Source organism: Pseudomonas sp. PDM03 (assembly GCF_014852385.1).
Taxonomy (GTDB): domain Bacteria; phylum Pseudomonadota; class Gammaproteobacteria; order Pseudomonadales; family Pseudomonadaceae; genus Aquipseudomonas; species Aquipseudomonas migulae.
On sequence record NZ_JACVBM010000001.1, the window covers coordinates 1 to 20,514 of the forward strand.

General features: G+C 60.2%; 17 protein-coding genes. 6 read left to right on the forward strand and 11 right to left on the reverse strand.

Going from position 1 to position 20,514, the window contains the following annotated elements; translation table 11 throughout:
• The first annotated feature begins 325 nt into the window (after positions 1-325).
• The 4 genes from IB254_RS00005 to msrA all read left to right on the forward strand — a co-directional run bounded on the left by IB254_RS00005 (position 326) and on the right by msrA (position 3,041).
• Positions 326-1,144, forward strand: a complete 819-nt coding sequence (locus IB254_RS00005; RefSeq protein ID WP_192415559.1) for a hypothetical protein — start codon at positions 326-328, stop codon at positions 1,142-1,144.
• A 404-nt stretch (positions 1,145-1,548) separates the two neighbouring features.
• Entirely contained in the window at positions 1,549-1,860 is a 312-nt protein-coding gene (locus IB254_RS00010; protein ID WP_192415561.1) for a DUF6124 family protein, read from the forward strand.
• A gap of 194 nt (positions 1,861-2,054) precedes the next feature.
• Positions 2,055-2,420 carry a hypothetical protein gene (locus IB254_RS00015; protein WP_192415563.1) on the forward strand — a complete coding sequence of 122 codons (366 nt, stop codon included), beginning with the start codon at positions 2,055-2,057 and terminating at the stop codon, positions 2,418-2,420.
• 114 nt (positions 2,421-2,534) lie between these two features.
• On the forward strand, positions 2,535-3,041 hold the full coding sequence (msrA, locus tag IB254_RS00020) for a peptide-methionine (S)-S-oxide reductase MsrA (protein WP_008042771.1): 507 nt from the start codon (positions 2,535-2,537) through the stop codon (positions 3,039-3,041).
• 56 nt (positions 3,042-3,097) lie between these two features.
• Here msrA and IB254_RS00025 read toward each other — a convergent pair whose 3' ends face one another.
• Positions 3,098-4,537 carry a DHA2 family efflux MFS transporter permease subunit gene (locus IB254_RS00025; protein ID WP_192415565.1) on the reverse strand — a complete coding sequence of 480 codons (1,440 nt, stop codon included), beginning with the start codon at positions 4,535-4,537 and terminating at the stop codon, positions 3,098-3,100.
• A gap of 76 nt (positions 4,538-4,613) precedes the next feature.
• On the reverse strand, positions 4,614-5,462 hold the full coding sequence (locus tag IB254_RS00030) for a type 1 glutamine amidotransferase domain-containing protein (RefSeq protein ID WP_192415567.1): 849 nt from the start codon (positions 5,460-5,462) through the stop codon (positions 4,614-4,616).
• Positions 5,463-5,583: 121 nt separating this feature from the next.
• Here IB254_RS00030 and IB254_RS00035 point away from each other — a divergent pair, with 121 nt between their 5' ends.
• Positions 5,584-6,510 carry a LysR family transcriptional regulator gene (locus tag IB254_RS00035; RefSeq protein ID WP_192415569.1) on the forward strand — a complete coding sequence of 309 codons (927 nt, stop codon included), beginning with the start codon at positions 5,584-5,586 and terminating at the stop codon, positions 6,508-6,510.
• Between the two features lie 779 nt (positions 6,511-7,289).
• On the opposite strand, the gene katG is transcribed toward IB254_RS00035, so the two are convergent.
• Positions 7,290-9,542: a catalase/peroxidase HPI gene (gene katG, locus IB254_RS00040; RefSeq protein ID WP_192415571.1), complete on the reverse strand. Its 2,253-nt coding sequence runs from the start codon at positions 9,540-9,542 to the stop codon at positions 7,290-7,292.
• 422 nt (positions 9,543-9,964) lie between these two features.
• On the opposite strand from katG, the gene IB254_RS00045 reads away from it, so the two are divergent.
• Positions 9,965-11,092 (forward strand): sensor domain-containing diguanylate cyclase, encoded by a 1,128-nt coding sequence (locus IB254_RS00045; protein WP_008042064.1) that lies wholly within the window; start codon positions 9,965-9,967, stop codon positions 11,090-11,092.
• A 339-nt stretch (positions 11,093-11,431) separates the two neighbouring features.
• On the opposite strand, the gene IB254_RS00050 is transcribed toward IB254_RS00045, so the two are convergent.
• The 8 genes from IB254_RS00050 to IB254_RS00085 form a co-directional block, all read right to left on the reverse strand.
• Entirely contained in the window at positions 11,432-12,739 is a 1,308-nt protein-coding gene (locus IB254_RS00050; protein WP_192415573.1) for an OprD family porin, read from the reverse strand.
• 79 nt (positions 12,740-12,818) lie between these two features.
• A complete protein-coding gene (locus IB254_RS00055; protein ID WP_008043099.1) occupies positions 12,819-13,391 on the reverse strand; it encodes a PPC domain-containing DNA-binding protein in 573 nt (190 codons plus the stop codon).
• 125 nt (positions 13,392-13,516) lie between these two features.
• A complete protein-coding gene (locus IB254_RS00060; RefSeq protein ID WP_192415576.1) occupies positions 13,517-15,094 on the reverse strand; it encodes an aldehyde dehydrogenase (NADP(+)) in 1,578 nt (525 codons plus the stop codon).
• A gap of 31 nt (positions 15,095-15,125) precedes the next feature.
• Entirely contained in the window at positions 15,126-16,085 is a 960-nt protein-coding gene (locus IB254_RS00065; RefSeq protein WP_192415578.1) for an amidohydrolase family protein, read from the reverse strand.
• Positions 16,078-17,037, reverse strand: coding sequence for an amidohydrolase family protein (locus tag IB254_RS00070; protein WP_192415580.1), 960 nt, complete (start codon positions 17,035-17,037; stop codon positions 16,078-16,080). Before IB254_RS00070 ends, IB254_RS00065 begins: the two co-directional genes overlap by 8 nt.
• A 15-nt stretch (positions 17,038-17,052) precedes the next feature.
• Positions 17,053-17,511: a thioesterase family protein gene (locus tag IB254_RS00075; protein WP_008033805.1), complete on the reverse strand. Its 459-nt coding sequence runs from the start codon at positions 17,509-17,511 to the stop codon at positions 17,053-17,055.
• Positions 17,512-17,551: 40 nt separating this feature from the next.
• The gene (locus IB254_RS00080) at positions 17,552-19,450 is read right to left on the reverse strand and encodes a TRAP transporter large permease subunit (RefSeq protein WP_008033807.1); all 1,899 of its coding nucleotides are present in this window, start codon (positions 19,448-19,450) and stop codon (positions 17,552-17,554) included.
• 15 nt (positions 19,451-19,465) lie between these two features.
• Positions 19,466-20,509, reverse strand: coding sequence for a TRAP transporter substrate-binding protein (locus tag IB254_RS00085; protein ID WP_192415583.1), 1,044 nt, complete (start codon positions 20,507-20,509; stop codon positions 19,466-19,468).
• Positions 20,510-20,514 lie beyond the last annotated feature (5 nt).

The following is a 20,514-nucleotide window of genomic DNA, read 5'->3' on the forward strand; positions in this document are numbered from 1 at the left end:
TTGAACGAGTAAAACAGTCGCTCCTGCCCACTCGATAACTGTCCCATCATGCTGCGTGCTTCCCTGCTGGCCAATGCAGATATTTTGCCGCAGGCCAGATAGGGGAGCTACTTTTTCAACAGAATCGGCCGAAAGCCGACCTAGCCAATGCTGTATGTAACTAGGCGTTTTTCGGCCGGAAATTGTCACGTACTGCCCAACATGATATCGCCGGATTTTTACATACAATCGAAGACCGCATAGGGGCGGATCCCCCTGAAAGAAGCCACCTTGGATGGCCAAGCTAGCTGCCAACAATTGAGATCTGGAACCTAAGGAGCGTCAGATGACTAGAACTACAGTTAACATCGTGCTTGATGGTCACGTCGATGATCTGTACGCACTCAGCTTGCTTTTTCCTAAGGGTGCGCATCCTAGTTTCCACATTGTGACTAAGCTGACCGGCGTGAAAGACGGACTGCTCGATCGTGTTCAAAACGCAGACTGTCGAGACACATTCCTGACGGGCGACGGTTGTTTGTCTCTGATCGAGGTAAAAGGGCCGCAAGAAATGGAGTGGGTTGCGAGTGAAATTCTTGCGGCACTTAACGGTTATGCCGTTCTCGCGGACAGTAATTATTGTCCCGTTATACCAGTCTCTGTGTCATGGGATGGGGCCACGTCTTCTGGCTGCGCGACCTTTGGATCAGCCAATGTAAACCGGCCTACTCGATGCATCAGTACCAACCGACATGATTTGATTCACCAACTAATGCATAGCCGTGTCGACTTCATGCAAAACAATCCGCTTGCCGCATACGCGGCCACAGTTATCGCTGGCCAGCCTTCTTGGGCTGATTACTATCGCTTGCTCGAAGATATCGCGGGGCATCGAGGAACGACGCTTGATAAGCTCACGAGAAGTGGCATTGCGGAACGGCGACCACTGGATGGATTCAAGATGGCAGCGAACAATCGCTTGTCCGGCCGCCATGGTGCATCAAAGCGGGATACGAGCCTTAAGCAAGATGACTTGATGACTTTAACGGAGGCACGAGAGTTCGTTCGTTCCGTTGTCACAGCATGGCTCGACCTCGAATGCGGTGGGCGATTGCCTAGAGATCGTGTCGATGGAGGACCGCTGCGTTTCGGCCTTGATGAATAGCTCGCTAGTCTGCGACTCCATCTTTGTTAAATGGGCTAGGTCGCCTTTTTTACTTTGCAAATCGAAACCGATTGCAGAGTTTTACACACTCTGGCCCGATAGAAGCTGAGAACTTACATCGGCCTTCGGGGATTTTCGACGGGCCAATGTACTTGCTCTTCGGAACACACCTCGCTAACCTGCCCCCGTCGCTGCCAATTCAGCGAACGGGTGTGGTAGCCCGGTTACTTCATAGACCCAGAACGCCTCAGGGCGTTTTTTTGTGCTGGCTGCTTTGTGGCGGCTGTGCATGGGAGGCTTCGGCCTGCCGGGTTTCTATGACCGGTCTACCACCCTGTGTACAGCCGTCTCCTTATTTTGCGTGGTAGCAAATTTGGAGAGGTCCACTTCATAGAGGCTCCACAATGATCAAAGAAACCCCGAATCCCCCCTATACGGATGACTGCACAGAAGTCGATTCCGAATCCCCACCCCGCAAACCCGCCGAGGCCGAGCGCCGCCCAAACCCGATCTTCGCCGTCGTCCCCACCGCAAGCACTGAAACCTTGTTGGTTCACGCGTGCGAAACACTCGCTTCTGCAAGCGTTATGGCCAGTGAGCTGGCGTTCATACTCGAAGGTCCCAAATGCAATTTGGCACTGGGCATTCAGCAAATGATTGCGTTAGCGGAATTGACGGTGAATCGGGTGCTGGATCAGGTTGACCCGCAGGAGTAGGCGAGGGCGTTGATGTAACGTGATGCGCCAACAGAAGCTCTGCCCCAATTAGTCGGGGCAGGGCTTTTTTTGTTTTTGGATTGAAGCCGCAGCATCAGAGATCGCCAACCCAGTGCCTTCATCCCTCGGAAAAGATTGAGTTAGGATCATCAAAGCCTAAAAACGGAACCTCTCAACCAAAGGACGCGACACTCATGGAAACCCCCTTTTCTCAAATCAGCGAGCGTTTGAACAATCGCCGATTTACCGTCGCGAATAACACTCAAGGGCTGTCCGGTGCAGGCACCGTGTTTCACTACCACGTCGAGGGGAATGCCATTTCGAGCACTTACCAGGGCGGACGGATACGCATCGGTCATCAAGTCGGGCGTGTGACAGGTCCCGATACCATTGAGCTGCTTTTTCAGTGTTTGACGGCGGATGGCGAGATGCTTGCCGGCTGGTCTCGTGGCACGGTGGGCGTTGATCACGCCGGGCGTACCACTCTGGCCTTTGTTTGGGGTTGGTTGTCGGGCGCGACGGGTGGAGGGGAGTCGAGCTACGTCGAGCTTACGGCGTAGCGGTTAAGGTTTATGATCATTGCGTCGACACCTGTGCGGCAGTTACTCCGACTCGTTCAACAGTCCGATCCGTAATCAATAACGCGCTACTTTCATTGAGGAGAATGACCGTTCATGACGACGCAAACCGAAACCGCCATCCTGGCCGGTGGTTGCTTCTGGGGTATGCAGGATTTGCTGCGACGTTACCCCGGCGTGCTGTCCACACGGGTGGGTTACTCGGGAGGCGATGTGCCGAACGCGACTTATCGCAACCACGGCAATCACGCAGAAGCCATCGAGATCGTGTTCGATCCGCAACAAATCAGCTATCGCCAGATTCTCGAGTTCTTTTTCCAGATTCATGACCCCACCACCCAAAATCGCCAAGGCAACGATGTCGGCGCGAGCTACCGTTCTGCGTTGTTCTACCTCAGCGATGAGCAGAAAGAGGTTGCCGAAGACACCGTGGCCGACGTCGAAGCTTCCGGCCTTTGGCCCGGCAAGGTGGTCACCGAAATCACCCCGGCCGGGCCGTTCTGGGAAGCGGAACCGGAACACCAGGATTACCTCGAACGGCTTCCCGACGGTTATACCTGCCACTTCATCCGACCCAACTGGAAATTGCCCAAACGCGGGTAATCAAGTACAGCGGCGGCTCGAATGAGCCGTCTCTGTTCAGCCGCTTTGAGGCAGGCTCAAACCCGCTTCAACACACTATCCCCCGCATCCTTGGGCAACCTGATCACATCAACCAACGCCAACAATCCCAACACCGCCACACCCACAAACGCCACTCGAAAGTCAGCCACCTGCGCCTGCAACTCATGGCCTTGCACCGACATCGACGCTCGCAACAACAACGCAGCAACCGTCACCCCCAACCCCATGGCCAGTTGAAAAAACAGGCTGAACAACGCCGACGCTTCGCTCATCCGCGCCTTGGGCACGTCGGCAAAGCCGATGGAGTTGTAGCAGGTGAATTGCATGGATCGCGACAAGCCGCCGATAAATAGCACGGCGGCAATCACGGCGAAGGGTGTCTGTGGGGTGAAGAAGGCACAGGCGACAATCGAGATAACGCCGATGACACCGTTGACCAGCAGGACTTGGCGAAAGCCATAACGCTGCATGATCGCCGTGGTGAACGGCTTCATCGCCAGGTTGCCGGCGAACACCGCGAGCACCAGCAGGCCGGCGTCGACGGGCGATAAGCCGAAGCCGACCTGGAACAGCAGCGGCAGCAAAAACGGCAAGGCGCTGATGGCCAGGCGAAAGAGTGATCCGCCGAAGAGGCTGACCCGGAAGGTGTTGATGGACACGGTGCCGAGCGGCAAAAGCGGGTGGGTGTGATGTCGGCAGTGGTGCACGGCCCACACGGCGAGGATCATGCCGGCGATCACTAGCGCGAATCCTGAGTACATGGCGTTGCCGTGCTGGCTGCCCAGCCATTCCAGACCGCCCAGCAGCGAGGCGCAGGCGCCGGCCAGCAGGGCGAAGCCTTTGCCGTCGAACGGGCGGACGTGTTCTTCGCGTCCTTCGGGCACCAGCCACAGTGCGGCAAATAACGCCAACGCACCGAGCGGCAGGTTGACGTAAAAGATCCACGGCCATGATGCGTGGGTGACGATCAGGCCGCCCACGATTGGCCCGAGAATGGGCGCTACCAGGCCGGGCCAGGTAATCACCGCGATCATTTTTACCAGGTCTTTTTTGTCGGTGTTGCGCAGCACGGCCAGGCGTCCCACCGGCACCATCAACGCGCCGCCGATGCCCTGGAGCACGCGGGCGAAAACGAACATTTCGATGTTCTGGCTGAGCCCGCACAGGAGCGAGGCGAGGGTGAAGACGATGATTGCGCCGGCAAACACCTTTCGCGCACCAAAGCGGTCGGCGATCCAGCTGGACAGCGGGATAAAGATCGCCACGGCAAGAATGTAGGCAGTGATGCCGACGTTCATGTCGACCGGCGTAATGCCGAATGCGCTGGCCATGGTGGGCAGCGCGGTGGCGATGACCGTCGCGTCGAGGTTTTCCATGAAAAAGGTCACCGCCACCACCAGCGCGATCAGCCGGGTTTGCAGGCGCAGGCCAGACTCGGCTGTGACACTTGAATCTGGCGTGGCGGGTGACTTCACCGATGTGATCCTTTTTCGAGGTCATTCAAACAAAAAACAACGCCACGAGTTTTACCATTCCGAGACCACTCAGTCTCTAGCTCCGAGGCTTGAGACGCTCGACGATGGCCTTGCCCACGTCCAGCGCGGAACCTGGGTTCTGGCCGGTCACCAGTTCGCGGTCGATGACGACGTTGGAGGTCCACGGCGAAGTGTTGCTGCGATAGACGCCGCCCGCTTGCTCCAGCGCCGTTTGCGGATAGAACTTCATCGCGCCGCCATTCAACAAGCCCTTGGCCAATTCCTCTTCCTGATTGCTGATGACGGTGAATTTGTAGCCGGCGTAGGTCCAGCCTTTGGTGGAGGCTTTGCCGCCGGTTTCGAGTTGTCGGGTGAACGCGACGGGATCGGCCAGAGTCGACAGCAGGGCAATCGGACCGTGGCAGACGAGGGCGGTGGTCTTGCCGTTGTCATGGAAGTTGTTCAGCAGTTTCCCCAGCGCGGCGCTGTGCAGCAGGTCTTGCATTGGCGCGTGGCCGCCGGGGACGTAGACGGCATCGAAATGCTCGTAGCCGATCTGTTCGACCCGCGCCAGGCTGATGACCGGCGACTCGCCTTTTGAAGTGACTTTTAGCTGATCCAGCAGCGCCTTGTGCGCCTGTAAGGCCGCCACGTCATTGTTGAAATACATCTTGTCGTTGGACGACTGGTCCAGTGTCGGCGCCTTGCCAGTCGGCGTGGCGAAGGTGACCGAGTGCCCGGCATCGAGCAGCAGTTTCACCGGTTGCATCAGTTCGTTCAGGTAGAAACCGGTGGCGAATACCTTCTGGTCCTTGAGGTCGAGGTGGTCGGAATCGGACAGCACGATCAGGACATTGCTGGCCTGTGCGTTGAAGGCAGCCGCGGAAATGGTCATGGCGAGGGCGAGTCGGGCGATAGGGCGCATGGGAGCTTCCGAACAGTGAGGTGATCGATCGGCGGTCGCCGGATCGTTGATTCACTATATTCATGCCTGTGTGGGCGATAAACTCGCTGCGAAGGAAAGCACTTGTTCTTTGGAGGTAAGAGTGACCCGCCGATTCGATTATCTCGCGGACGTTGAAGTGTTCGTCACCGTGGTGGAAAAGGGCTCGTTGAGCGCCGGGGCGGTGTTTCTGGCGACCACGCCGTCGGTGGTCAGCCGGGCGATTTCACGCCTGGAAGCGCGTCTCGGCGTCCAGCTGTTGCGGCGCACGACCCGGCGTCTGAGCCTGACCGAGGCGGGCCTGCTTTACCTTGAACAATCCCGCGCGGCGTTCGGGTTGATCGATGATGCCGAACGAACGATCCAGGGGCAGGAAGGCGAGTTGACCGGGCGTGTGCGACTGAGTGTGCCGACGACCTACGGGCATTACCGCTTGCCGCCATTGCTGTGCCGTTTTACCCGGCAGTACCCGCAAGTGCGCATCGAGTTGAGCATCAGCAATCGCAATGTGGACCTGGTGGCGGAAGGGTATGACCTGGCGATTCGTCTTGGGCAATTGCCGGACAGCGGCCTGATCGGACGCAAGCTGGAGGACGCAGGTTTGTGCCTGGTCGCCGCGCCGGACTACCTGAAACGTGCCGGCACGCCGCGCAGTGTCGACGAGCTGGCGGCGCATGCCTGCCTGCCGTTTGTGATGCCCAGCAGCGGCCGCGTCGGGCCCTGGCTGTTCCGTGAGCAGGGGGTTGATCGGGAGTGGATACCTGAGGCGAATGTGCAGGTGTCCGACGATGTGTTGGGTATTGTGTCCCTGGCCGAGCATGGGATGGGGATTTGCCAGAGCTACGATTTCATCGTCCGCGAGCGCATTCAAAGTGGACGCCTGGTGCCGCTGCTTGAACAGTCGGGCGGACGCTCCCGACCGTTCTCGGTGATCTATCCGCCCCATCGCCAATTGTCAGCGACCGCGCGGGCCTTGATCGACTTTCTGACCCGGGAAGTGGCCGAGCCAGCCGGCGAGCCGTCCCGGTAGGTGTCAGCGTACTTGATGAACCGCAGCGCCTGGATCGCCAGCAAGCTGGCTCCTACAGGTTCGGTGGTGTGTCAGGTAAACACCGATTTCTGTAGGAGCCGGCTTGCCGGCGATGGCGATCTCACGGACGCCATCGCCAGCAAGCCGGGCTCCTACAGGTTTTGCGTGAACCCTCAACCCCGAACACACCCACAATTTGTAGGAGCCGGCTTGCTGGCGATAGCAATCTCACGGACGCCATCGCCAGCAAGCCGGGCTCCTACAGGTTTTGCGTGAACCCCCATTCTCGAACACACCCACAATTTGTAGGAGCCGGCTTGCTGGCGATGGCGATCTCACGGACGCCATCGCCAGCAAGCCGGCTCCTACAGGTTGGGTGGTGTCTCGCCCGGGGCGATTTTGTTCTGATCCGTATTTTTCTGCGCTATCTGCATCTGTCATGTACCCGGCCTGCGCCCCACAATGACCGCACGGTCCGCAGTCGCGGTAGCCACTGAACCGCAAACTCATCATGTAGGAGGCCCCATGCCCAAGATGGCCATTTTTCTGGGTGGATTTCTGCTGTTAACCATTTTGATCGGTGCCTTGGCCACGATCTCTCCGACCTGATTCCTTCCTTCAATGCGCAATAAGCACAACGCCTCCACTTGGGAGGCGTTGTTGTTTCAGCGGTACCGTTTATTTACAAGAATCCGTCGATGAAACCCGTAACCTGTAGGAGCCGGCTTGCCGGCGATGGCGTCCTCACGGCCGCCACCGCTTCGCCAGCGAGCCGGCTCCTACAGGTCAAAACGATCCAGGTTCATCACCTTCGTCCACGCCGCTACGAAATCCTTGACGAATTTCTCCTTCGCATCACTGCTGGCATACAGCTCGGCCAAGGCCCGCAGTTGCGCATTCGAGCCAAAGACCAGATCGACCCGCGTCCCGGTCCATTTCACTTGGCCGGTTTTGCGATCGCGGCCTTCGAACTCCTGATTGGCGTCCGACACCGGCTTCCATTCCACCCCCATGTCCAGCAGGTTTTTGAAGAAGTCGTTGGTCAACGCCTCCGGTTGCTGGGTGAACACGCCGTGTCGGGTCTGTCCGACGTTGGTGTTCAACACCCGTAAACCGCCCACGAGCACAGTCATTTCCGGTGCGCTGAGGGTCAGTTGTTGCGCCTTGTCGATCAACAGGTGTTCGGCCGACACGCGGTAGCGGGTTTTCAGGTAGTTGCGGAAACCATCGGCGATGGGTTCGAGGAAGCCGAAGGATTCGACGTCCGTCTGCTCTTGCGAGGCGTCCGTCCGTCCCGGTGTGAACGGCACCGTCACGCTGTGGCCGGCATTTTTTGCGGCTTGTTCGACACCGGCGCTGCCGGCCAGCACGATCAGGTCCGCCAGCGAGATTTTCTTGCCGCTGTTGTTGAACTCACGCTGAATGCTTTCCAGTTTCGCCAGCACGCTCGCCAGTTGTTCGGGCTGGTTGGCTTGCCAGGATTTCTGTGGCGCCAGTCGCAGGCGTCCACCGTTGGCGCCGCCACGTTTGTCGGAGCCACGGAAGCTCGACGCTGCCGCCCAGGCCGTTGATACCAACTGCGAGACGCTCAGGCCAGAGGCGAGGATTTTGCCCTTGAGTGCTGCGACGTCACTGTCGTTGACCAAGGCATGGTCGACCGGCGGAATCGGGTCTTGCCACAACAGTTCTTCGTTGGGCATTTCCGGGCCGAGGTAGCGCGAGAGCGGGCCCATGTCGCGGTGGATCAGCTTGAACCAGGCGCGGGCGAAGGCATCGGCCAACTGATCCGGATTGGCCAGGAAGCGCCGGGCAATCGGTTCATAGATCGGGTCGAAGCGCAGCGCCAGGTCAGAGGTGAGCATGGTCGGGTTACGCCGCTTGGACGGGTCGTGTGCATCCGGAATGGTGCCGGCCCCGGCGCCGTTTTTCGCGACCCACTGGTTTGCGCCTGCCGGGCTTTTGCTCAATTCCCACTCGAAGCCGAACAGGTTTTCCAGGTAGTTGTTGCTCCACCGGGTGGGCGTGGTGGTCCAGGTCACTTCCAACCCGCTGGTGATGGTGTCCGGGCCTTTACCGGTGCCGAAGCTGTTTTTCCAGCCAAGGCCCTGGGCTTCGAGACCGGCGGCTTCCGGCTCGGCACCGACGTTGTCGGCAGGGCCGGCGCCGTGGGTTTTACCGAAGGCGTGGCCGCCCGCGATCAGGGCCACGGTTTCTTCGTCGTTCATGGCCATGCGGCCGAACGTTTCGCGGATGTCCAGGGCCGAAGCGACGGGATCGGGATTGCCCTCCGGACCTTCCGGGTTCACATAGATCAGGCCCATCTGCACGGCGGCCAGTGGGTTTTCCAGATTGCGCCCCTCATCGGTACGGCTGTCTTCATTTCTCCCTGGCTCGGCCACCAGTGGAACATCGCCGGGTGCTTGCACGGGTTTTTGCGCTTTGTCGTAGCGAACGTCACCGCCCAGCCATTTGTTTTCCGAGCCCCAATAAACGTCTTCATCGGGTTCCCAGACGTCTGCGCGGCCACCGGAAAAACCAAAGGTCTTGAAGCCCATCGACTCCAGCGCGACGTTACCGGTGAGGACGATCAGGTCGGCCCAGGAAATGTTGTTGCCATATTTTTGCTTGATCGGCCACAGCAGCCGGCGCGCCTTGTCGAGGCTGACGTTGTCCGGCCAGCTGTTGAGCGGGGCAAAGCGCTGTTGACCGGAACCGGCACCGCCACGACCATCACCGGTGCGGTACGTGCCGGCGGCGTGCCAGGCCATGCGGATGAACAGCGGCCCATAGTGACCGAAGTCTGCTGGCCACCAGTCTTGTGAGTCGGTCATCAGTGCAGTCAGGTCGCGCTTGACCGCCGCAAAGTCGAGTTTTTTGAACGCTTCGGCGTAGTTGAAGCCCTCGTCCATGGGGTCTGACAGGGACGAGTGCTGGTGCAGGATCTTCAGATTCAGTTGGTTCGGCCACCAGTCACGGTTGGTGGTGCCACCGCCTGCGGCATGATTGAACGGGCATTTCGATTCGTTTGCCATGTGCGAGCTACCTTTGGTCGTGTTCATCCGGCTATCGGGCCCGGGGCGGGCGTTAAATAGCAACGAGCGGAATCAAGGACATAGGCTGCAGGGCCAGCAGTTGGATCAACTGATTGTGGTGACCACACGGGAATTCTGAACAGCGGCAATCAGGTTGCCTGCGCGGTGGCCCACGGGTGGCCTAGTCAAGCTTCGGGCTCATTCCTGTCTCCTTTTCAGCGCTAATCCGGCCGGCTTATGGCGCCAGCGCAGACTAAGGTTAGACCTGAGTCGGGAAGTCAGCTAATAGGGCGAGTGTTGGGGCGTGATAGACGTACTCTTTCAATCTGGCGCCCGGAAACATTTCAAGGCCTCGGTTGTTTGCGCTACTGGCTGGGTGCCACAATACTTCTTTGACGAAGCATCATGATCAGGCGGATCAAATGGAAGGACTCGGACCCCGGTATGACCCGGATGCTTTGATAGCAGCGCAGGTACGCACTGATCGCCTGCACCAATTGTTCCATCAGTCGGTGACGGCGATTCCGGGCAGTGTCCTGGCGGCGATCATGCTGTGCCTGCTGTGTTGGGAGCGCTTCGATCACCACGTCATTTTTTGGTGGATGGGCATTCTGACGGCGTCGACCTCATTGCGCGTCTCGATGTTCATCGCCTATTTCCGCAGCGACAAAAGTACACGCACACCCGAGCAATGGGAGTGGAAATACTGGAGCACGCTGGTGTTATCTGCCGGTATCTGGGGCGCAGGCGCGTTGGCATTGATGCCCCCGGACGATATTCTGGCTCAGTCACTGGTCATGCTTTTTACCGTCGGGATGTCGGTCAGTGCGGTGTCCTGCTATTCGGCCTACCGATACATGACGTTGGTGTCCATTGGCCTGGTGTTGTTGCCGTGCACGATATGGCTGTTGTTCCAGCCGTCAGCGATGCAAGTCGGCATGGCACTGGCGGTGCTGGTGTTCGCCTCATTCGTGGCCAGCGCTACCCGCAAACTCTCCGATGCGGTGGAAACCGCCTTTCGATTGACCCGTGAAATGGAGCAGGCGCACCGCATTTCCAATCTTGCCGCGCAGACCGATGAACTCACCGGCCTGAGGAATCGCCGGGCTTTTTTCGAGCACGCCCAGCAGTTGCACAGTTACTGCAAAAACAATCAGCTGCCGCTGTGCGCCGTGATGCTGGATATGGATCACTTCAAACACATCAACGACACCTATGGCCATCAGGTCGGGGATCAGGTGCTGAGTCAGATGGGCCTGGTCATCAGCACCTCGTTTCGTGAAACGGATGTCTACGGTAGGCTGGGGGGAGAGGAGTTCGCCATCCTGCTCCCGGACACCTCGATTGAAGAAACCCTGAACATTGCCGAGCAACTCATCCGCTCGATTGCCGAATTGATGACCGGGCCGGTGCATTGCATAACGGCCAGCCTCGGTGTCGCGTCGATGGACGCCTCCGACCTTGATTTGCACAGCTTGATGAACAACGCCGACAAGGCCCTGTATCGAGCCAAGGCCCGTGGCCGAAACCAGATCGCCGTTTCCGAGTGATGCCGTGCAAGGCTTGGGACCTGGCGGTCATTCAAGCCAGCTAGCTCCTGTAAAGATTTTTCGGCAGGCCTGAATGATGCAAACAACACGCCCCCCTGTAGGAGCCGGCTTGCCGGCGATGAGGCCCGTGGGTTTTGCAGTGAATTCGAGGCCGCCATCGCCAGCAAGCTGGCTCCTACAAAGGTCTTGTGGCAGGTTGGAATAATGTGAACAACACGCCCCCTGTAGGAGCCGGCTTGCCGGCGATGAGGCCCGTGGGTTTTGCAGTGAATTCGAGGACGCCATCGCCAGCAAGCTGGCTCCTGCAAAGGTTTTGTGAAGGGCTCCGAACTCCCTCGGTTAAAGCAGCGGAATGCTGTAGTTCACGATCAAACGGTTCTGATCCTGATCACGGCTCGCTTCGCTGTTGGACTTGCCGTTGCGCCAGCCAAACCCGACACCCTTGAGCGCGCCGGACTGAATCGTGTAGTCCAGGCCGAAATCCCGTTCCCATTCCTTCTGGGTGTCGCCGGTGACGGTCTTGATGTTATCGCCGCTGAGGTAGATGACCGAAGCCTTCAAACCAGGCACACCCACACCGGCAAAGTCATACGCATATTGACCGAAAGACGTGCGTTCGCCCGCGCGGGTGAAGGTCTGGATCAGGCGATCGGTGTACAGGTAAAGGCTGGCGCCGCCGGCACCTTTATCGGGCAGGTTGCCCTGGCTGAGCTGGGTGAAGTTACTGCCGCTGGAAACGCTTTGATAACCGGCGGTAAGTGCATGGGCACCGGCGGTGTAGATCAGTGCAGCGCTCCAGGTCCGGTTGTCGATTTCGCCATCGGCGCCTTCGGTGTAGCCGCTGATCCGGTAGCCTGACGTGCCCGAACTGTTGGCGCCGGACGAATCGGTCTTGAAGTAGCGCAGGTCGGTTTTCAGCGATTGATTGTCCGAGATCGCCAGCGTGTGCAACAGGCCGAAAAACTGCTGGGTGTAATAGTTGTCGAGGTTGGCGTAGTAATACTGGGCGGTCAGGTCTTTGGTGATTTTCCAGTCGCCGCCGGCGAAATCGAAGGCGTTGCTTTCGCGGGTGCCGCCGGTGGCCGCGAGGCCTGTCCGGTCGCTTGAGCCACGGCCCGTCGCATGTTCGATGCGGCCACCCGTGAGGGTCAGTTCCTTGAACTCGCTTGAAGTGATCTGTCCGCCGTCGAATGTCTGTGGCAGCAGGCGCCCGTCGTTGGACACCAGGATCGGCAGTTTCGGCATCAGCGTGCCCAGGCGCAGCTCGGTTTTCGAGACTTTGACCTTGCCGGTCAACCCCAGCCGGCTCCATTCATCGACCGCACTGTTGTCGCTGTCCGACGGAATCATGCTGCTGCCGACGTGGCGTCCTTTGCCGCTGTCCAGCGTGATCCCCATCAGGCCGAGAGCATCGACACCAAAGCCGACCATGCCGTCGGTGTAACCCGACTTGAAGTCCAGCATGAAACCCTGCGCCCATTCCTCGGTTTTCGACGGCGCGGCCGGGCCGTCGCGGTTGTCGTTGTTGAAGTAGAAATTCCTCATCCCCAGGGTTGCCTTGCTGTCACTCAGGAAGTCGGCGTGGGCCTGGGTGCTCAGTGCAATGGCGCCCAGCGCCAGGGTTACAACGGTGTTCTTGTTGCTCATGTAAATCGCCCCTTTTTTTGTAGTTTTTGAATTCAGGAGGGTGGCTCCCGCCGTGACGGGCGGGAGCGTGATGCCTGGATCAGATACCCAGCACGTTGGCGCCGATGCATGGGTCAATGCCGCGCTCAAGGCGACGCTGGTGGACGATCACGGTGATTTCCATCGAGCCGGTGGTGACTTCGAAGTCGAGGATGTGGCCGCCATACGCCTGAAACGTGGCGTCACCGGCCACGCCATGCATATGGATCGAAGGCTGATCGTTTTTCCAGGCGACCGAGCCGGTGATGCTCGCCATCTCGACACCGTTCAAGAGCTTGGCGTCGAAGTCCTTCTTGTCCTTGTTCCAGAAACCGAACTTGACGTTGCCGAAGCCGATACCGGTGATGGACGCGCTGGGGATCTTCTCGGCGATGGCCAGTTTGGTCAGTTCCTTGAACGCGTTGTCGCCCGTGCGCAGGACCATGAGGTAACCGGTGGGGGTTTTGGTGTAGCGCGGTGTGGCTTCAGTGGGGCATTGCATCGGCGCGGTCGTCGCGGTGGGAGTGGTTTCGGCAAAGGCCAATTGAGCACCTGCAATGTTGATCATCACGGCGGCGGACACGGCCAGCATCAGTTTGCACAGGCGTTGTTTCGGGTGACGTTGGACTTGCATGAGACTTCCTCTGTTTTTGTTGTTGTGTGGGTGTTGCGGTTTTCGGGACGAGCGAATCCGACGCCTGTTGTTCAACAGGCGCGGAAGTTGTCGCTAAACGTGGGTGTTAGTTGAAGCCGTGTGACTTACAGCGCATCGCGGCTGCTGACGCCGTCAACCAGTCGGGCGATGCTCAGCGGGTTGCTGTTTTTCAGGGCCTCCGGCAACAGGCTGTCGGGGCAATTCTGGTAACACACCGGCCGCAGGAAACGATCGATCGCCAAGGTTCCGACCGAGGTGCCGCGTGCATCCGACGTCGCCGGGTAGGGGCCGCCATGCACCATGGCGTCGCAGACTTCCACGCCAGTGGGATAACCGTTGAACAGCACGCGCCCGACTTTCTGTTCCAGCAGGGCCAGTACATCGCCGAGGGAATCGAGCTCCGAATCCTCGGTAATCAGCGTGGCGGTCAACTGCCCGCGCAAACCGTGCAGTGCCTGCATCAACTCGGTGTGGTCGGCGACTTCAACGACGAGGGTGGTCGGGCCGAACACTTCTTCCTGAAGCAACTCATCGCCATTGATCAGCAGGCTCGCATCGGCCTTGAACACTTGTGGCCGTGCCTGATTGCCCTGTTGCTCGCTGCCGGCCAGGTGTGTGATGCCGGGGTGAGCGCGCAGGTTGTCGAGGCCATGGCAATAGCTTTTCAAGGCGCCGGCGTTGAGCATCGTTTGCGCCGGTTGTTCGCTCATCAATCCGGTAAACCGGTCGAGGAAAGCCGTGAATTCCGCCGAACGAATGCCCAGCACCAAACCGGGATTGGTGCAGAACTGGCCCGCACCCAACACCACGGAAGCGCTCAGCTCGGCGGCGATTTTTTCACCGCGTGCCTTGAGTGCTTCGGGCATCAGCAACACCGGGTTGATGCTGCTCATCTCGGCGAACACCGGGATCGGCTGAGGGCGCGCCGCCGCCATGTCACACAAGGCGCGGCCGCCACGCAATGAACCGGTGAAGCCGACCGCCTGAATGGCCGAATGCTTGACCAGCGCTTCGCCGACGCTGCCGTAGAGCAGGTTGAACACGCCTGCGGGCATCCCGGTTTTGCGCGCTGCGCGGGTGATCGCATCGGCGACGTAATCGGCGGTTGCCATGTGGCCGCTGTGGGCCTTGAACACCACCGGGCAACCGGCGGCGAGGGCGGAAGCGGTGTCGCCGCCGGCAGTGGAGAAGGCCAGCGGAAAGTTGCTGGCGCCGAACACGGCGACCGGACCGAGCCCGGTGCGGTACTGACGCAGGTCGGGACGCGGCAGTGGCTGACGGTCCGGCAGGGCACGGTCGATGCGTGCACCGTAGAAGTCACCCCGACGCAGCATCGTGGCGAACAGGCGCATCTGGCCGCTGGTGCGTGCCCGTTCACCTTGAATGCGCCCGGCGGGCAGGGCGGTTTCCTGGCACACCAGGGCGATGAATGTGTCATCCAGCGCATCGAGTTCTGCGGCGATGGCATCGAGGAACCCTGCGCGGCGGGCGGCCGACAGGTTGCGGAAAGTCGGGTACGCCGTGGCCGCGGCTTCGGCAGCGGCATTCACTTCCTCGGCTGTCGCCTGATGGAAGCGATAGGGCAGTGCTTCGCCAGTGTTGGCATCGTGGCTTTGCAGGGTGTGCGTGCCGTTGGCCGAGCGTGTGCCGGCGATGTAGTTGTGGCCTGAAACTTCAAACATGTTGGACTCCTGATGAGCTGTTCAAATCGGGTCAAGCGAGCCGGTAGATGCGTCGGGCGTTGTCATGAAACAGCGCAAGCCGATCTTCGAGAGAGCGGTCCCGGACAATGGTTTTGAAACCGTCGAACACTTCGCTGAGGCTGTTCACCACGCCATCGACCGGGTAATTGCTGGCAAACGCGCAGCGGCGGACGTCGAAAATCGATATCGCGTCGTTCACCAGCACGCGGTTCGCCTCGATCGGCCACGCCTTGCCGGGAATGCAGATGCCGGAAATCTTCAGCACGACGTTCGGTTCCTTTGCCAGCAGGGCGAGGTTTTCACGCCAGCCGGCCAGACCTTCTTCGGAGCGGTCGGCGGGCAGTGCGGTGTGATTGACCACGATGGACACGTCGGGAAAATCCCTGGCCAGTTCGGCGGCTTCCGGCAGATGCCACCACGGCGCCTGCAATTCGAAGTGCAGGCCGTTTTCGGCCAGTTGGGCATAGCCATCGCGCCAGCGCGGATCGCGCATCGAACCGGGGGCGATAAAATCTTCGCGCCAGGCCTCACGGCTTGTCACTGCCGGTTTGTGGCGTATGCCGCGCACCAATGGGTGATCGCCGTACAGGCGCAGCAGATCAAAAGCGTCTTCACGATCCAGCCAGGCCTGCGCGACCATGGCGCCCAGGGTGGACTCGGTTTTCGCCAACGATTCGACAAACCGCACTTCATCGGCCGGTGTCGCCGGGTCCCACTCACCCTCGATCACGACCGTCTGCACCACGTGATGACGGCCGGTCAGCCGGTGATAGTCGGCCGGCAGGAAATTGCGGCAGATCGACGAGTAATCGCCATAACGAAACGGTCGCAACGGCCGGTCGTTCAGCCACGGGTAGTAATGGTTTTCGATATCGAAATAGTGTTGATGCGCGTCGACGATGGGCAAATCCGCATCGTCGCCGCTGGCCAGAAAACGTGCGCGCCAGTCGATGGCCGACAGGTTATCCATGCTGCTCCTCCAATCGATAAAAGCGTCGAGCGTTGCCGGCGAACACCGCTTCCTGCACCGCACGGCCCATGGGGGCGAGCATCGCGGCCATGCCATCGGCAATCGTGTCGTAGGAAGCGCGCAGCCCGGCCACCGGAAAATTGCTGGCAAACATGCAGCGCTCGGGGCCGAAGATTTCCAGCGCGGTCAGGACCACAATCCGGTTGTCGTCATAATTCCAGGGCGAATCTTTAAGCCCGAACTCCGACAGCTTGATGTGCACGTTCGGCTGCAAGGCCAACGCTTCCAGGCCCTTGCGCCAGCGCGCCATGCCTTGTGGGCTGCGGTCCCAGGCGAAACCGGTGTGGTTGAGCGCAATGCGGATCTGCGGAAACATCGCCGCCACTTCCGCCGCTTCGACCAGGTGCCACGGCGGCACCCGCAGGTCCCACGACAGATCGTGCTCGGCCAGCCGCGAAAAGCCTTCCAGCCAGTTCGGGTCCTGCATGGTGCCCTTGGCCCCGGCCACCGACACGTCCGGCGATGCCGAGGTCACCGGTTTCGAACGGATGCCTTTCACCAGCGGCCTGGCGGCTTGAGCGGCGAGAATCTCTGCACTGTCTTCGCGATCGAACCAGGCATGGGCAACGATGGCATTCGGGAAGCCGTAACGGGCGTTCACGTGTTCCAGCCAGCGTGTCTCGGCGACTTGCTCGTCGCGCGCACGCTCGGCCTCGACGTGCACCGTGCCGACCAAGCGTTGATTTTCGGTCAGGGCGAGGAACTGTTCCGGCAGGAAATCACGGCACAGGCTGTGATAGTCGCCGAGGAAGAATTCCTCGTGATACTCGTCCTGCAACCACGGATAGCGCCCGTTGCCCAGGTCCCACAAGTGGTGATGGGCATCGACGACCGGCAGCGCATCCCCGGCCGCCAGGTTCGGCATGCCGTTGCGTTCGTGAAGGGTGATCATGACGGCGACCCTGACTCAGCGCGACGCGGAGAATTGCGAAGGGCTGAGCACGCCGTCTTCGACGTCGCCTGCGGCCGCCGCTTCGGCTTTGGCCTGGACGCGGCTACGCAGTTTGGCGACATTCACCACCACACGGGTATGCGCCGCCGTCGCCACCAGCTCGACGTCATCGCGCACTTCGACATTGAAGGTGACGCTGCGACCTTCGATGCGAGTGACCGTGGCGACAATGTTCACCGACATGCCCAGCAGCGTGGCGCCGACGTGACGGATATCGACCGCCGCCCCCACGGTGTTTTCACCCTCGTCGAGGAAGGTCAGCAGGTAATCGAGGCAAGTCTGCTCAATGTCGTCGACCAGGCGTGGCGTGGCGTAGATGCGCAAGTCTTCGCCCAGAAACGAAATGGTGCGTTGTTTGTCGACGATCAGTGGGCGCTCGGTGGCGGAGCCTGGGTGCAGAGTGGAGAAATTCATAAAAAACCTCGTGTTTGAGTGCTGACAGTCAAAGGTTGATTCAGGCAGACGGCAGGAAACCGATGGAAATCCACGGCACGGCGATCAGCACCGCCAGCGCGACGACCAGGGCGCCGAGATACGGCCAGACCCGGCGCATGGCGCCACTTGGGTCAACCTTGGCGATGGCGCACGCGGCGTAGAAACCGACGCCGAATGGCGGGGCGAACAAGCCCAGGCCCATGGCGAAGATTGCGACCATGGCGTAATGCACGTCGTTGATGCCCATGGCTTTGGCAATCGGGAACAGCAGCGGGCCGAACAGCACGATGGCCGGGATGCCTTCCAGGAAGCTGCCGAGTAGGATGAACGCCACGGCGGAGATGATCAGGAAGCCCATCGCGCCCCCCGGAACGGTCGCCATCACTTGCGCCAGCTGGTGCGAAAAGCCCGACTGGGTCAGCGCCCAGGCCATGGCGGTGGCGCTGCCGATGATGATCAGGATCGCGCCGGACAACGACGCGGTGCTGACCAGAATCGGATACAAGCGGCGCCAGTCGAAGCAGCGGTAGCACAGCAGACCGACGATGAAGGTGTAGGCCACACCGATGGCGGCGACTTCGGTGGCGGTGGCGACCCCTTCAACCACCGCAGTGCGGATCACGAAGGGCAGGGCCAGCGCAGGGATCGCGAGCAGCAGCGAGTGGCCGATTTCCTTGCCCGAGGCGCGTTTGCCGGTAGAGGCCTCGCCTTTGCGGTTCTTCCACCAGATGACGGCTGCCATCGCAATCGCGCCCACCACCGCCGGCATGAAACCGCCGGTGAACAGTGCGGAAATCGACACGCCGGTCACCGAGCCGATGGTAATCAGCACCAGGCTTGGCGGAATGGTTTCCGACATCGCCCCGGAAGCGTTAAGCATCGCCACCAGTTCGTTTTCGTCCTCGCCGCGCTTCTTCATTTCCGGAAACAGCGCCGGGGCGATGGCGGCCATGTCGGCCGCTTTCGAGCCGGAAATACCCGAGATCAGGTAAATGGCGCCGATCAGCACATACGACAAACCGCCGCGCACATGGCCGATCAGCGAGCACAGGAAACGGATCATCGCCCGCGCCATGCCCATGGCTTCGATCAGTGCACCCAAAAACACGAACAGCGGGATGGCCAGCAGGATCAGGCTCGCCATGCCTTCGTCCATCCGCCCGACCACCAGCGTGAGTGGTGTGCTGGTCATGGTCGACAGGTACGCCACCGTGGCCAGGCCGAACGCGACCATGATGGGGACGCCGATGACGATCATCGCCATCACGCCGACCATGAAGAAGATCACCAGGTTCCAGTTGCCCATCAGCAACATCGAGCCTTCGGCCACCCACAACAACGCGCCGAGGGATGCGAGCATCGCCACCGAGACCGAGAAGTCGATCAATCGTGCGCTGGTCAACAGCCGGGCGACGCAGGTCATCAACATCAGGCTCAGGCCGACGGCGATGGCGGATACACGAAAGGCGTTGGGGATTTCGAGGGCGGCGGTGGTGATGATCCACTCGTCGCTGACGTACTCCCAGGCCGGGGTGAACAGCAGCCCGATGAAGGTGATGACGATCACCGCGCCCAGGGTGTCGATGAACGCCCGTTTTTCCACGGGCAGCCGCGAGATGAACGAGGTCAGTCGCATGTGTTCGCCGCGTCGCATCGCTACCACCGAGCCAAGCATCGCCAGCCACAGGAACAACAGCGAAGCCAGTTCGTCGCCCCAGACAATCGGCTGGTTGAGCACATAACGCGAGAACACGTTGCAGAACAGCAGCGTGACTTCGATGACCACCAGCAACGCCGCGCTGCCCTCGGTCAGCCAGCGCAGACCGGTGTCCAACGCGCGGCCGAGACGAAACGTGGTTTGGTGTGGGCTGAGTCCTTCAGCGGGAGCAACATCCGTCATTGGCAGTTCATTTTTCATGACTTTGTCTCCGGCTTAGGACAGTTGACCCGCGTATTGCTCAAGCAAGCTCCAGGCTTCCGGGCCGTACTTATCCTTCCATTGGGTGTAGAAGCCTTTCGATTGCAGGTCTGTCCTGAACAGTGTGCGGTCGACTTTGTTGAAGGTGATGCCGTGGGCGGTCAGCGACGGCTCCAGGCTGGAGTTGAAGTCGATCACCTGTTGGCGCTGAACCAGCGCGGCGGCGTTGATCTGCCGGGAGACGATTTCCTGCACGTCCGCCGGCAGTTTCGGGAAAGTCTTGCCCGAGGCGACGATCCAGAAACCGCCCCAGATGTGGTCGGTCATCGAGCAGTATTTCTGCACTTCATAGAAGCGTGCGGCCTCGACCACCACCAGCGGGTTTTCCTGGCCGTCGACCACTTTGGTCTGCAAGGCCGAGTAGGTTTCGTTGATGCTGATGCCGGTCGGCGAGGCGCCCAGGGCGCTGAACATCGACGTCCACAGCGGGCTGACCAAGACGCGCAGTTTGAAGCCGGCGAGGTCTTGCGGCGTGTTGATCGGCCGCGTCGAACTGGTGATCTGGCGGAAGCCGTTGTTCCAGACTTTTTCCATCGGGATCAGGCCGACCTTCTCGGTCTTGGCGCGCACGTACTCGCCCAGCTTGCCGTCCAGCGCGGCCCAGACACTGTCGTAGTCCTTGAACGCAAACGGCATGCTTTCAATCGACATGGCCGGCACCAGCGTCGAGAGAATCGCACCCGGCAATGGAATGAAATCGATCGCCCCGGCGCGCACCTGGGACAGCATGTCGGTGTCGCCGCCCATGGCGCCGTTGGCGTACACCTGCAAGTCCACCGCGCCGTTGGTTTCGGTCTTGATCGCCAGCGAGGCGGCCTTCATCTGTTGGTTCAGCGGATGGGTGTCGGGCAGGCTGCTGGTGTAGCGCAGCACGATGGGTTTGGTCGCGGCGAAGACGCTGGAAGGCAGCAGGTTGGCGGCAAATGCGCCACCCACGGTGACGCCGGCAGACACTAGAAAGGATCGGCGGCTGACGGACTCGGTCAAGATACGGCTCATGATGT